This window comes from Variovorax sp. PDC80 (assembly GCF_900115375.1).
Classification (GTDB): domain Bacteria; phylum Pseudomonadota; class Gammaproteobacteria; order Burkholderiales; family Burkholderiaceae_C; genus Variovorax.
The window spans coordinates 229,687-242,310 of the sequence record NZ_FOWG01000011.1; the positions used below are offsets into that span (position 1 = coordinate 229,687).

Sequence of the window (12,624 nt, forward strand, 5' to 3'; positions counted from 1 at the left end):
GGGAGAAGAGAAGGGCGATGCCGCAGCGGGAGAAATTCCGTGCGGGTGCCCGAGCGGGAAAGGCTAGTGCAGCACGCGCGAGACCGGCGCGCCGCCGATGTCGGCCTCGAGCACGAACATCGGGATCGGCACGTCGAAGCGCTCGCCGTCCTCGGTCACCACGAGGTAGCTGCCGTGCATGGTGCCGCTGGCGGCCTGCAGCCGGCAGCCGCTGGTGTAGCGGAAGCTCTCGCCCGGCGCCAGCAGCGGCTGCTGGCCGATCACGCCCAGGCCCTTGACCTCCTGCGCATGCCCCGAGGCGTCGTTGATCAGCCAGTGCCGCGCGATCACCTGGGCACCGGTCGAGCCGGTGTTGGTGATCGTGATGGTGTAGGCGAAGGTGTAGATGCCTTCCTTCGGCGAGGACTGGTCGGCGAGGTAGCGCGGCTCGACCTCGATGGAAAGGGGGCTGTGTGACATGCGCGCGATGGTAACTGCTGGGTTTTGGCGCGGGGAGAGCTTCCCGGTACCGGGCCGGCTTTCTTGCAGGATTGGGGAAGATCAGATAATCTGGTCGGTATGACCAGAATTTCACTTCCAGGCCATTGGCCGCTGCAGGACGCCAAGGCGCGCTTCAGCGAACTGGTGCGCCGCGTCCACAGCGAGGGGCCGCAGCACGTCACGGTCCACGGGCGCGACGAGGTCGTGGTGATCGCGGCCGAGGACTTCCAGCGCCTGCAGGGCGCGCGCACGGGCCAGGCCCTGGTCGACGTGCTGCAGGCCTCGCCGCATCGGGACATCGAGCTGTCGGTCTGCGCTTCCGAAGCTTCGTCGGTGCGCAGCGTCGAGCTGTGAATGCCGTGAGCGCCATGAGCGCGATGAACGGCTTCCTGCTCGACACCAACGTGCTGTCCGAGCTGCGGCGCCCGCGCCCCGAGCCCCGGGTGGTCGCCTTCGTCGGCGCGCAGCCGCTCGAAAGCCTGTTCGTCAGCACCGTCACCTTCGCGGAGATCCGCTTCGGCATCGAGCTGGTGGCCGACATCCACAAGCGCGCCCAGCTCAACGACTGGCTGCAGCTGCAACTGCGGCCGATGTTCGGCTACCGCGTGCTGCCGGTCAGCGAGGACGTGATGTTCAAGTGGCGGCTGATGGTCGAGCAGGGCCGCAAGGCCGGGCGCACCTTCTCGCAGCCCGACCTGATCATCGCCGCCACCGCCGCGCAGCACGGCCTCGCGGTGGTCTCGCGCGACGCGGGCGGCTATGCCGGCACCGGCGTGGCGCTCGTCGATCCCTGGCAGGCGTAGAAGTCCGGGAGCTCCGCTGCGCCTTTGGCCGGCTGCGACAATCGCCGCCCATGACCTTCCGCATCGCCCCCTCTATCCTTTCCGCCGACTTCGCCCAGCTCGGCCAAGAGCTCTCGGACGTGATCGCCGCGGGCGCGGACTGGATCCATTTCGACGTGATGGACAACCACTACGTGCCGAACCTGACCTTCGGTCCGATGATCTGCCAGGCGCTCAAGCCGCATGCCAAGACGGCCGACGGCACGCCGGTGCCGATCGACGTGCACCTGATGGTGCAGCCGGTCGACGCGCTCGCGGCCTCGTTCGCGCAGGCCGGGGCCGACTACATCAGCTTCCATCCCGACGCCACGCCGCACGTGCACCGCAGCATCCAGGCGATCCGCGCGGCCGGCTGCAAGCCGGGGCTGGTGTTCAACCCGGCGCGCGGGCTCGAGGTGCTCGACTGGGTGATCGACGACATCGACCTGATCCTGATCATGAGCGTCAACCCCGGCTTCGGCGGCCAGAGCTTCATCGACTCGGCGCTGCGCAAGATCGAGCAGGCGCGCAAGCGCATCGAGCAGAGCGGGCGCGACATCCGCCTCGAGGTCGACGGCGGCATCAAGGCCGACAACATCGCGCGCGTGGCCTCGGCCGGCGCCGACACCTTCGTGGCCGGCAGCGCGATCTTCAACGCCAAGGACTACGGCGCCGTGATCGCGCAGATGCGCACGCAGCTCGCGGGCGTGGCCGCCGCCTGAGCGGCAGCAGGCCTTCGAATCAGCGCCTGGCCTGCTCGCCGACATTGTCGGCGCGCAGCCCCTGGTCGGTGTCGACCAGGCCGCGCTCCACATCGTCATGCGCGCGGCGGCCACGCTCGGTCGGCTTGCCGTCGCGGGTCTGCTGGCTGTCCGAGGACTGATCGCGTTCGTGCGGCAGCCGCGGCGACGATTCGCCGCCCTGTTCGATCTTGGTCTTGCCGCCGCCCGCGTCCTTCTGCGGATCGGCGGGCTTGCGGGTCGGGGTGCTGTCCTTGGCCATGGGGCCTCCTTCGGTCGTTGGTGGGCACCAGCTTGCGCGGCGGCCCTCGCAGGGCCGGTAGGACAGCCCAGGGCACGGCTGTAGGCTGCGTGTCGATCGCGGCCGTGGCCCCGTGGCCGCGAGGATCGGTGCTATGAAAAGCGAAGCATCTTTGCACCTGTCAAGAGGCCTCCTCATAATCCCCGCATGGCTTCCTCTCCCTTCGACGCCGTCGCGCACGACAGCATCCGCCTCCACGGCTTCGCCTCCCTGAACCCCGGCCCCCGGCTGCTCGTGATGGGCGGCGTGCATGGCGACGAGACCAGCGGCACCGCCGGCATCGAGCGGGTGCTGGCCGAGTTCGCGGCGGGCGAGCTCGCGCTGCTGCGCGGCGAGCTCACGCTGGTGCCGGTGGCCAATCCGCTCGCGCGCCGGCGCCTGCAGCGCGAGGGCGAGCGCAACCTCAACCGGCTGTTCAAGCCCACGGCCGAGCCGGCCGACTACGAGGCCCGCGTGACCAACGTGCTGGCGCCCGTGATCGCGCGCCACGAGGTGCTGCTCGACCTGCATTCGTTCCAGAGCGCGGGCGAGGCCTTCGCGATGATCGGCCCGCGCGACAACACCGGCACGCTCGAGCCCTTCGCGCGCGCCGCCGAGGAAGGCCAGCTCGCGCTGCACCTGGGCACGCCGATCGTGGTCGAGGGCTGGCTCGACATCTATGCCGCGGGCCTGGCGCAGCGCGGCGCCGCGGTCGACGAGGCCGCCATCGACTTCGGCCGCGGCACCAACGAATACATCCGCAGCTGCGGCGGCTACGGCGTCACGCTCGAATGCGGCCAGCACCAGGACCCGCAGGCGCCCGAGGTGGCCTGGCGCGCGATCCGCCGCACGCTGGCGCTGCTGGGCATGGCGGCGCTGCCGCCGGGCCTGTCGGCCGGGCCCGACGTGCCGCCGCGCCTGCTGCGCCTGGCCAGCGTGACCGACCGGCTGCATGCCGACGACCGCTTCGCGCGCGACTGGGCCACCTTCGATCCGGTGCGCCGCGGCGAGCTCATCGGCACGCGGCACGACGGCACGCCCGTGACCGCGCCCGACGACGGCTGCATCGTGTTCCCCAACGCGCTCGCGCTGCCGGACACCGAGTGGTTCTACTTCGCGCGGCCCAGCGAACGGCGGCTCGACGGCACGGCCTGAGCGCCAGGAATACACGGCGCGCCGTCGCGTTCCTACATCCGCGGCCCCGGGCGGGCACGACCATGGCGGACCAAGGAAACCAACCATGGCCGCCGACCGCAAGCAATCCACGCCGCGCATCACCCATGCCGATCGCCTCGTCGACGCGAAGAGCGGCATCACCAAGGGCGAGCTCGCCGCCTACTACGCGCGCGTCGCGCCGCTGATGCTGCCGCACCTGCGCGGCCGGCCGGTGGCGCTGGTGCGCGCGCCCGACGGCATCGCGGGCGAGCTGTTCTTCCAGAAGCATGCGCAGCACGGCGAGATGGCCGGCGTGGGCCTGCTCGACCCGGCGCTCGATCCCGGCCACGAGCCGCTGCTGCAGATCGACACGGCCGAGGGCCTGCTCGGCGCGGCGCAGTTCAACGTGGTGGAGTTCCACACCTGGAACGCGCTCTCGCGCGCCTTCGCCCAGCCCGACCGCATGACCTTCGACCTCGACCCCGGCGAGGGCGTCGAGTGGCCGCGCATGCAGGAGGCCGCGCTGCTGGTGCGCACCCTGCTCGACGAGCTCGGGCTGCCGTCCTTCCTCAAGACCAGCGGCGGCAAGGGCCTGCACGTGGTGGTGCCGATCCGGCGCGCGCACGGGTGGGACGAGGTCAAGGGCTTCTCGCAAGCGATCGTGCAGCAGCTCGCGCGCAGCGTGCCCGAGCGCATCGTCGCCAAGAGCGGGCCGCGCAACCGCGTCGGCAAGATCTTCGCCGACTACCTGCGCAACGGCTTCGGCGCCACCACCATCAGCGCCTGGTCGGCGCGCGCGCGGCCGGGGCTGGGTGTGTCGGTGCCGCTGGACTGGGACGAGCTGTTCGAGGTCGACGGCGCCGACCACTGGACCGTGGCGACCATCGCCGAGCGGCTCGACATCGGCAATGCGCCGTGGGCCGCGATGGAGCGCAGCCGCAAGGGGCTCGGCGACGCGATGCGCAGGCTCGGCTACCTGGTGAACTGAACGCTCCCGTCCTCCGCGGACGGCCGGTCGCGATCGCGCGACATCGCATCGAATTCATCGATGTGTAACTCCCATTCCATCGATTGGGCAAATAAGCGGGTACTCCTAAAGTCCCCGTCCACGAGCCACCCACGATGAAATGCGGCGCTTCCCGCGGCGCCGGCCGGAGACAAAGAACACCATGGAGCGATCCTTCGCCGAAGAAGTCAAGCGCCTCTCGCTGGGCGCGAACGAGGAATTCCACGGCGAGGGCATCCTGGCCGTCACCAAGGCCCTGCTGCAATCGGGCGTGAGCTACATCGGCGGCTACCAGGGCGCGCCGGTCTCGCACCTGATCGACGTGCTCGGCGATGCGCGCGAGCTGCTCGACGAGCTCGGCATCTACTTCGAGAACAGCGCCTCCGAGGCCGGCGCGGCCGCGATGCTCGGCGCCTCCATCAACTACCCGGTGCGCGGCGCCGTCACGTGGAAGTCCACGGTCGGCACCAACGTTGCGTCCGATGCGCTGTCCAACCTCGCCTCGGCCGGCGTGCAGGGCGGCGCGCTGGTGATCCTCGGCGAGGACTATGGCGAGGGCTCGAGCATCATCCAGGAGCGCACCCACGCCTTCGCGATGAAGTCGCAGATGTGGCTGCTCGATCCGCGGCCCAACCTGGGCTCGATCGTCGACGCGGTGGAGCACGGCTTCGAGCTCTCCGAGGCGAGCCAGACGCCCGTCATGCTGCAGCTGCGCATCCGCGCCTGCCACGTGCACGGCAGCTTCGTCTGCAAGGACAACCGCGCGCCGGCCATCTCCACGCGCGAGGCCATTTCGCAGCCGCGCTTCGACTTCGCCAACATCAACCTGCCGCCCTCGATCTACGCGCAGGAGCGCATGAAGATCGAGTCGCGCTGGCCGGCCGCGCTGGCCTACATCCGTGACGCGCGGCTCAACGAGCGTTTCGACGGCGACTGCGCCGACATCGGGCTGGTGCTGCCGGGCGGCCTCTACAACGGCACCCTGCGCGCGCTGCAGCAGCTGGGCCTGGCCGATGCCTTCGGCAACAGCCGCATTCCGCTGCAGGTGCTCAACGTGGTCTACCCGATGGTGCCCGACGAGCTCATCGACTTCTGCCGCGGCAAGCGCGCGGTGCTGATGGTGGAAGAGGGCCAGCCCAACTACATGGAGGACGCGCTGCACGCGATGCTGCGCAAGGCCGGCTGCGACACGCGGCTGCATGGCAAGGACATCTTCCCGATGGCCGGCGAATACACCGGCGAGGTGCTGGTGCGCGGCCTGGCCGAGTTCATCCGCCAGGCGCGGCCCGAAGCACTGGGCGACCAGGGCGCCGTGCAGGTCGCCGACAGCGCCGCGCCGCTGGCCGCGCTCAAGCCGCGCGCGGTCGAGGCACTGGGCGTGCCCGTGCCGAGCCGGCCGCCGGGCTTCTGCATCGGTTGCCCCGAGCGCCCGGTGTTCGCCGCCATCAAGCTGATGCAGAAGGAACTCGGCAGCGTGCACGTCAGCGCCGACATCGGCTGCCACACCTTCGGCACCCTTCCGCCTTTCAACACCGGCAGCACGGTGCTCGGCTACGGCCTGGGCCTCGCGAGCTCCTCGGGCATCGCGCCGCTGATGGGCAACCGGGTCGTCAGCATCATGGGCGACGGCGGCTTCTGGCACAACGGCTTCACCAGCGGCGTGGTCAACGCGGTCTACAACGGCCAGGACTCGGTGCTCGTGATCCTGAAGAACGGCTACACCTCGGCCACCGGCACGCAGGCCATTCCCTCCTCGCCCACGCAGCCCGCGGCCAAGCCGCTGACCTTGGACATCGAGGCCGCGCTCAAGGGCGTGGGCGTGGGCTGGGTGCGCAAGGTGCGCAGCTACAGCGTGGCCGAGATGCGCGACACGCTGCAGGAGGCGATGACCACCGAGGAGGGCGGCCTCAAGGTCATCATCGCCGACGGCGAATGCCAGCTCGAGCGCCAGCGCCGCATCAAGCCCGTCACGGCCGCGAAGCTCAAGCGCGGCGAGCGCGTGGTGCGCACGCGCTTCGGCATCGACGACGACGTCTGCACCGGCGACCACTCGTGCATCCGGTTGTCGGGCTGCCCCTCGCTGACCATCAAGCCCAACCCGAGCGCGCTGCGCACCGATCCCGTGGCCACCGTCAACCAGGGCTGCGTGGGCTGTGGCCTGTGCGGCGAGAACGCGCACGCCGCGATCCTCTGCCCCTCGTTCTACAAGGCCGAGATCGTGCAGAACGCCGGCACCTGGGAGCGCCTGCTGCACCGGCTGCGCAGCGGCGTCATCGGCCTCATGGCCGGCAAGGCGCGCGACCGCGCGGAGGCGCTGGCGGCATGAACCACGATGCCTTCGAAGACGCACCGCGCATCGTGACCGTGCTGGTCGCCGCCATGGGCGGCGAGGGTGGTGGCGTGCTGGCCGACTGGCTGATCGCCGCGGCCACGGCCCAGGGCTTCCCGGTGCAGAGCACCTCGGTGCCCGGCGTGGCGCAGCGCACCGGCGCCACCAACTACTACATCGAGATCTACCCGGTCGAGGCCGCGCGGCTCGGCGGCGCGCGCCCGGTGTTCTCGCTGACGCCGAGCCCGGGCGACGTCGACATCGTCGCCGCCTCCGAGCTGATGGAGGCGGGGCGCGTGCTGCAGGGCGGCTTCGTGCATCCGCGGCGCACCACGCTCGTGGCCTCGACGCACCGCGAGTTCGCGGTGGCCGAGAAGTCCGCCATGGGCGACGGCCGCTACGACGGCCGGCGCGTGAGCGAGGCCGCGCGCGAGCTCGCGCGGCACAGCCACCTGTTCGACATGCGCGCGCTGGCCTGGCGCCATGGCACGGTGATCAACACCGTGATGTTCGGCGCCATGGCCGGCAGCGGCGCGCTGCCGTTCTCGCGCGAGGCCTGCGAGCAGGCGATCCGCGCCTCGGGCAAGGCGGTGGAGGCCAGCCTCAAGGGCTTCGCGGCGGGCTTCGAGCAGGTGGCGCATCCCGCGCCGGAGGCCACCGCCAGTGCCGCTGCGGCGCCGCCGCGCACGCTCATCGACCCGCGCATCGCCGCCATGCCCGAGCCGCTGCACGAACTGCTGGGCCACGGCCTGCAGCAGGTGCTCGACTACCAGGACGCGCGCTACGGCGCGCTCTACCTGCAGCGCGTCGACGCGGTGCTCGCGCTCGAGCGACCCTTCGGCGGCGAGCTGCCCGTGACGCGCGAGACCGCGCGCCATCTCTCGCTATGGATGAGCTACGAGGACGTGATCCGCGTGGCCGACCTCAAGACCCGCGGCGAGCGGCTGCAACGCGTGCGCGAGGAAGTGGGCGCGCGCCAGGGCGAGCCGCTGCGGCTGACCGAATACCTGAAGCCCGGCCTCGACGAAGTCTGTTCGCTGCTGCCGCCGCGCGCCTCGGCCTGGCTGCGCCGGCGCCTGGCCCACAAGGCGCACCGGCTCAACGTGGGCCTGCACATGCGCACCGACACCGTGCTGGGCTTCGCCATGCTGTGCGGCCTGCGCTCGCTGCGCGTGCTGCGCCGCGCCGGTGCGCGCTATGCGATCGAGCAGGCCATGATCGAGCGCTGGCTCGACACCGTGCGCGCCGCGCTCGCGCTGAGCCCGCGGCTGGCCTACGAGATCGCGCTGTGCGGCAACCTGGTCAAGGGCTACGGCGAGACCAGCGAGCGCGGCCACCGCAACCTCGGCGCGGTGCTCGACGACATGCAGGCCCAGTTCGCCGCGCCCCCCGGCGACGCCGCCGCGCTCGTCCAGGCGGCCGAGCGCGTGCGCGCCGCGCGCGAAGCCGCGCTGGCCGACCCCGAGGGCCGCACCCTGGCGCGCGCGCTGGGCCTGCCGCCGCCCGCGCCGCGCGTCCACCCCATCCACATCGTGCGGCGAAAGCCGGCGCGCTGAGGGACCGCATCCCTTCCCCCAAGAGAACGACGACAGGAGACAAGACGATGAGAAACAGCAAGCCTTCCACTTCCCTCGGCCGCCGCGCCATCAACGCGCTGCTGGCCGGCGCGCTGCTGCTGCCGCTGGCCGCGCAGGTCCATGCGGCCGGGCCGATCAAGATCGGCGCCGTGGTCTCGGCCACCGGCCCGGCCTCCTTCCTCGGCGATCCGCAGCAGAAGACGCTCGAGATGTACGTGCGCAAGATCAACGCGGCCGGCGGCGTGCTCGGTCGCAAGCTCGAGCTGGTGCTCTACGACGACGCCAGCGACGCGAACAAGGCCAACGCCTTCACGCGCCGCCTGATCATGCAGGACGAGGTCGACGCGATCCTCGGCGCCTCCACCACCGGCTCGACCATGGCGATGGTGCCGCAGGCCGAGGCCGCGAAGATGCCGCTGATCTCGCTGGCCGCCGCCTCGGTCATCGTCGAGCCGGTCAAGCCCTACGTGTTCAAGATGCCGCATTCCGACCGCATGGCGGCCGAGAAGGTGCTCGGCGAGATGAAGAAGCGCGGCTTCACGCAGTTCGCGCTGCTGTCGGACACCGGCGGCTTCGGCAAGTCGGGCCGCACCGAGACGCTCAAGCTCGCCGAGTCGCTGGGCCTGAAGGTGGTGGAGGACCAGACCTACGGCGAGAAGGACACCGACGTCACGCCGCAGCTCACGCGCATCAAGTCCTCGGGCGCGCAGGCCGTGTTCGTGTTCGGCACCGGCCAGGCGCCGGCCATCATCGCGCGCAACCACCAGCAGCTCGCGATGAAGCAGCCGCTGTACACCTCGCATGGCCAGGCCTCGACCGAGTTCATCCGCATCGCGGGCAAGTCTTCCGAAGGCATCCGCATGCCTTCGCCCGCGCTGCTGATCGCCCAGGCGCTGCCCGATGCCGATCCGCAGAAGAAGGTCAGCGTGTCGTATGCCAAGGACTACGAGTCGACCGCGAAGATGGACGTGTCGACCTTCGGCGGCTACGCGCACGACGCGCTGTACCTGCTGATCGACGCGATCCAGCGCGCCGGCGGCACCGACAAGCAGAAGCTGCGCGACGCCATCGAGGCCACCAGGGACTTCGTCGGCGTGAGCGGCATCTACCGCATGTCGGCCACCGACCACATGGGCCTGGACGTGTCCGCGTTCCGCATGGTCGAGATCAAGGACGGCAAGTTCGTGGAAGTCCGCTGAGTTCGCGCGCGTCACCGGAGAGCGCATGAAGCTCAATGCGAACGATCACCGCCGGCATGCCCGCCGGCGGCTGCCGCGCTTCGTCTTCGACTACGTCGACGGCGGCGCGGAGACCGAGGATTGCCTGCGGCGCAACGAGGCCGACCTGGCCGCGCTGCACCTGGTGCCCACCGCGCTGCGCGACACCCGCCATGCCGACCCCGGCATCACGGTGTTCGGCCGGCGCTGGGCCGCGCCGCTGGGCGTGGCGCCCGTGGGCTTCTCGGGCCTGGTGCGCCCGCATGGCGACACCCTGCTGGCCTGCGCGGCCGCGGCCACCGGCGTGCCGCACGTGCTGTCGACGCCGTCGAACGACCGGCTCGAGGCGGTGCGCGAGGCCGCGCTGCGGCGCGACCCCGAGGCGTTGCAGTGGATGCAGCTCTACGTGATGGGCGATCGCGCCATCGCCGAGCAGCTGGTGCGCCGCGCGCGCGCCGCCGGCTATTCGGCGCTGGTGCTGACGGTCGACGCCGCTGTGAGCGGCTATCGCGAGCGCGACGTGCGCAACGGCTTTCGGCTGCCGTTCCGCTTCACGCCCTCGACCCTGCTCGACCTCGCGCTGCATCCGCGCTGGTCGCTCGCGATGGCGATGCAGGGCCGCTCGCCCTCGTTCGTCAACCTGGCCGAGGCCGAGGACGGCGCCACCTCGGCCCAGCTGCAGGCCGCGCTGCTGTCGCGCACCATGGACCGCACCCTGGCCTGGGAGCACCTGGCCTGGCTGCGCCGGATGTGGGACGGCCCGCTGCTGGTCAAGGGCCTGCTGCATCCGGGCGATGCCGCGCTGGCCGTGCGCCACGGCGCCGACGGCATCGTGGTGTCGAACCACGGCGGGCGCCAGCTCGACGCCGCGCCTTCGACCATCTCGGTGCTGCCGCGCATGGTCGATGCCGTGGCCGGGCGCATCCCGGTGTTCGTCGACGGCGGTTTCCGCCGCGGCAGCGACGTGGTCAAGGCGCTGGCCGCCGGCGCCACCGCGGCCTTCGTCGGCCGCGCCGCGGTCTGGGGCATGGCCTGCGACGGCGAGGCGGGCGCGCGCGGCGTGCTCGCCGGCCTGGTCGACGACATCGCCCGCACCCTGGTGCTGCTGGGCGCCGACCGCGTGGACGAGGTCGCACCCCACCACCTGCTCGCCAACCTTCCCTTCCCCGGCAACGCCGGGCTTTCCCACGCCGGAGCACGCCATGGCTGACTTCATGCAATTCGTCTTCTCGGGACTCACCACCGGCGCGATCTACGCGCTGGCCGCGCTGGGCTTCTCGCTGATCTACAACGCCAGCGGCGTCATCAACTTCGCGCAGGGCGACTTCCTCATGCTCGGCGCCATGATCACGGCCGCGCTGCTCGGCGCCAGCCTGCCCTATGGCGTGGCCGTGGCCGGCGGCGTGCTGGCCACGGTGGTGGCGGGCCTGCTGCTGTACCGGCTGGCGATCAAGCCCGCGGGCGAGGCCAGCGTGGTGTCGCTGATCATCATCACCATCGGCGCCTCGATCTTCATCCAGGGCGTGGTGCAGATCGTGCTCGGCAAGAACCAGCAGACCCTGCCGGCCTTTAGCGGCGACGCGGCGCTGTCGATCCTCGGCGCCTACGTGCTGCCGCAGAGCCTGTGGGTGCTGGGCACGGCGGCGCTGCTGGTGGCCCTGTGCTTCGCCTTCTTCCGCTTCACCATGGTGGGCAAGGCCATGCTCGCGGTGGCGGCCAATGCGCTGGCCGCGCGCGCGGTCGGCATCCCGACCTCGCGCGTGCTGCAGCTCTCGTTCGGCCTGTCGGCACTGCTGGGCGCCGTGGCCGGCGTGGTGGCGGCGCCGATCACCACCACGGTCTACGACATCGGCCTGATGCTGGGCATGAAGGGCTTCGTCGCGGCCACGCTGGGCGGGCTCGGCAGCGCCGGCGGCGCGGTGGTCGGCGGCCTCATCGTCGGCCTGCTCGAGGCGCTGATGGCGGGCTATGTCTCCTCGGCCTACAAGGACGCCGTGCCCTTCGTGCTGATCGTGTTCATCCTGCTGGTCATGCCGCACGGCCTGTTCGGCAGCAAGGGAGCGGAGCGGGTATGAAGGCGTCCTCGCGGGCGCTGCTGCGTCCCTCCCTGCTGCTGCTGGCCCTGGTGCTGGCGCTGCTGCCGCTGGCCATGCCCAACAACTACGTGATCGACGTCGCGGTGCGCATCGCGCTGGCGGCCATCGCCGCCATCGGCCTCAACCTGCTGATGGGCTTCGCGGGCCAGATCAGCATCGGCCACGCGGCCTTCGTCGCCATCGGCGCCTACGGTAGCGGCATCGTGACGGCGCGCTTCGGCTGGCCCGCGCTGCCGGCCATCTGCGCCGCGGCCGTGGGCGCGGCGCTGGTGGCCTGGCTGATCGCCAAGCCGATCCTGCGCCTCAAGGGCCATTCGCTGACCATGGCCACGCTCGGGCTGGGCGTGATCGTCAACATCGTGCTGATCAACGAGGTCGACTGGACCGGCGGCCCCGATGGCATGCCGGTGCCGCCGCTGGCGGTGGCCGGCTTCGCCTTCGCCAAGGTGCTGCACTGGTATGCGCTGGCGGCGGTGCTGCTGTGGCTCGCGGTGCTGCTGTCGCTCAACCTCTACGAGTCGCCGGCCGGGCGCGCGCTGCGCGGCCTCAACGGCTCCGAGGTGGCGGCGCGCGTGATGGGCGTGGACGTGGCGCGCTTCAAGGTGCGCGCCTTCGTGGTGTCGGCCGTGTTCGCCGCGGTCTCGGGCAGCCTCACGGCGCACTACCTGGGCTTCATCAGCCCCTCGCTGGCGGCCTTCACGCATTCGGTGGAGCTCGCGACCATGGTGGTGCTCGGCGGCATGGCCTCGACCTTCGGCGCGCTGCTCGGCGCCGCGCTGCTGACCGCGCTGCCGCAGCTGCTGGGCGGCCTGCACGGCTACGAGATGGTGTTCTTCGGCCTGGTGCTGATGCTCACCATGATGTTCCTGCCCAAGGGGCTGGTGCCCACGCTCGCGCTACGGCTGCGCAGGAAGGGCTGAGCC

Annotated in this window: 13 protein-coding genes; 11 read left to right on the top strand and 2 right to left on the bottom strand. The window is 71.2% G+C overall.

Annotated features, from left to right (window positions below; all coding sequences use genetic code 11):
* Positions 1 to 63: 63 nt before the first annotated feature.
* Complete coding sequence (gene apaG / locus BM109_RS29065; RefSeq protein WP_057593319.1) at positions 64 to 459, bottom strand: Co2+/Mg2+ efflux protein ApaG; 396 nt, start codon at positions 457 to 459, stop codon at positions 64 to 66.
* A gap of 99 nt (positions 460 to 558) precedes the next feature.
* Between apaG and BM109_RS29070 the strand changes: the two genes are divergently transcribed.
* From BM109_RS29070 to rpe, 3 genes are read left to right on the top strand one after another with little or no spacing between them, the layout of a single operon-like run.
* Entirely contained in the window at positions 559 to 834 is a 276-nt protein-coding gene (locus BM109_RS29070) for a type II toxin-antitoxin system Phd/YefM family antitoxin (protein WP_093350722.1), read from the top strand.
* A gap of 14 nt (positions 835 to 848) precedes the next feature.
* Positions 849 to 1,283: a type II toxin-antitoxin system VapC family toxin gene (locus tag BM109_RS29075; protein WP_256222856.1), complete on the top strand. Its 435-nt coding sequence runs from the start codon at positions 849 to 851 to the stop codon at positions 1,281 to 1,283.
* 50 nt (positions 1,284 to 1,333) lie between these two features.
* A complete protein-coding gene (rpe, locus tag BM109_RS29080) occupies positions 1,334 to 2,023 on the top strand; it encodes a ribulose-phosphate 3-epimerase (RefSeq protein WP_093350724.1) in 690 nt (229 codons plus the stop codon).
* A 19-nt stretch (positions 2,024 to 2,042) separates the two neighbouring features.
* On the opposite strand, the gene BM109_RS29085 is transcribed toward rpe, so the two are convergent.
* Positions 2,043 to 2,303, bottom strand: coding sequence for a hypothetical protein (locus BM109_RS29085; RefSeq protein WP_093350727.1), 261 nt, complete (start codon positions 2,301 to 2,303; stop codon positions 2,043 to 2,045).
* Positions 2,304 to 2,489: 186 nt separating this feature from the next.
* On the opposite strand from BM109_RS29085, the gene BM109_RS29090 reads away from it, so the two are divergent.
* The 8 genes from BM109_RS29090 (at position 2,490) to BM109_RS29125 (ending at position 12,621) form a co-directional block, all read left to right on the top strand.
* Entirely contained in the window at positions 2,490 to 3,476 is a 987-nt protein-coding gene (locus BM109_RS29090) for a succinylglutamate desuccinylase/aspartoacylase family protein (protein WP_093350729.1), read from the top strand.
* Between the two features lie 85 nt (positions 3,477 to 3,561).
* Complete coding sequence (ligD, locus tag BM109_RS29095; RefSeq protein WP_093350732.1) at positions 3,562 to 4,464, top strand: non-homologous end-joining DNA ligase; 903 nt, start codon at positions 3,562 to 3,564, stop codon at positions 4,462 to 4,464.
* A 181-nt stretch (positions 4,465 to 4,645) separates the two neighbouring features.
* Positions 4,646 to 6,808, top strand: coding sequence for a thiamine pyrophosphate-dependent enzyme (locus tag BM109_RS29100; protein WP_093350734.1), 2,163 nt, complete (start codon positions 4,646 to 4,648; stop codon positions 6,806 to 6,808).
* Complete coding sequence (locus tag BM109_RS29105; RefSeq protein WP_093350737.1) at positions 6,805 to 8,367, top strand: indolepyruvate oxidoreductase subunit beta family protein; 1,563 nt, start codon at positions 6,805 to 6,807, stop codon at positions 8,365 to 8,367. Before BM109_RS29100 ends, BM109_RS29105 begins: the two co-directional genes overlap by 4 nt.
* Before the next feature lie 47 nt (positions 8,368 to 8,414).
* Complete coding sequence (locus BM109_RS29110) at positions 8,415 to 9,587, top strand: ABC transporter substrate-binding protein (RefSeq protein WP_093350739.1); 1,173 nt, start codon at positions 8,415 to 8,417, stop codon at positions 9,585 to 9,587.
* Positions 9,588 to 9,612: 25 nt separating this feature from the next.
* Entirely contained in the window at positions 9,613 to 10,815 is a 1,203-nt protein-coding gene (locus tag BM109_RS29115) for an alpha-hydroxy acid oxidase (protein ID WP_093350742.1), read from the top strand.
* Positions 10,808 to 11,680 carry a branched-chain amino acid ABC transporter permease gene (locus tag BM109_RS29120; RefSeq protein ID WP_093350744.1) on the top strand — a complete coding sequence of 291 codons (873 nt, stop codon included), beginning with the start codon at positions 10,808 to 10,810 and terminating at the stop codon, positions 11,678 to 11,680. Before BM109_RS29115 ends, BM109_RS29120 begins: the two co-directional genes overlap by 8 nt.
* Complete coding sequence (locus BM109_RS29125; protein WP_057593306.1) at positions 11,677 to 12,621, top strand: branched-chain amino acid ABC transporter permease; 945 nt, start codon at positions 11,677 to 11,679, stop codon at positions 12,619 to 12,621. The genes BM109_RS29120 and BM109_RS29125 overlap by 4 nt, the downstream gene beginning before the upstream one ends.
* The last annotated feature ends 3 nt before the right edge of the window (positions 12,622 to 12,624 follow it).

Coding starts and splice junctions, on each gene's coding strand:
- BM109_RS29085 (WP_093350727.1), bottom strand. CDS start 2,303: ATGGCCAAGGACAGCACCCCGACCCGCAAGCCCGCCGATCCGCAGAAG.
- ligD (WP_093350732.1), top strand. CDS start 3,562: ATGGCCGCCGACCGCAAGCAATCCACGCCGCGCATCACCCATGCCGAT.
- BM109_RS29115 (WP_093350742.1), top strand. CDS start 9,613: ATGAAGCTCAATGCGAACGATCACCGCCGGCATGCCCGCCGGCGGCTG.
- BM109_RS29125 (WP_057593306.1), top strand. CDS start 11,677: ATGAAGGCGTCCTCGCGGGCGCTGCTGCGTCCCTCCCTGCTGCTGCTG.
- BM109_RS29105 (WP_093350737.1), top strand. CDS start 6,805: ATGAACCACGATGCCTTCGAAGACGCACCGCGCATCGTGACCGTGCTG.
- BM109_RS29110 (WP_093350739.1), top strand. CDS start 8,415: ATGAGAAACAGCAAGCCTTCCACTTCCCTCGGCCGCCGCGCCATCAAC.
- BM109_RS29075 (WP_256222856.1), top strand. CDS start 849: ATGAGCGCGATGAACGGCTTCCTGCTCGACACCAACGTGCTGTCCGAG.
- rpe (WP_093350724.1), top strand. CDS start 1,334: ATGACCTTCCGCATCGCCCCCTCTATCCTTTCCGCCGACTTCGCCCAG.
- apaG (WP_057593319.1), bottom strand. CDS start 459: ATGTCACACAGCCCCCTTTCCATCGAGGTCGAGCCGCGCTACCTCGCC.
- BM109_RS29120 (WP_093350744.1), top strand. CDS start 10,808: ATGGCTGACTTCATGCAATTCGTCTTCTCGGGACTCACCACCGGCGCG.
- BM109_RS29090 (WP_093350729.1), top strand. CDS start 2,490: ATGGCTTCCTCTCCCTTCGACGCCGTCGCGCACGACAGCATCCGCCTC.
- BM109_RS29100 (WP_093350734.1), top strand. CDS start 4,646: ATGGAGCGATCCTTCGCCGAAGAAGTCAAGCGCCTCTCGCTGGGCGCG.
- BM109_RS29070 (WP_093350722.1), top strand. CDS start 559: ATGACCAGAATTTCACTTCCAGGCCATTGGCCGCTGCAGGACGCCAAG.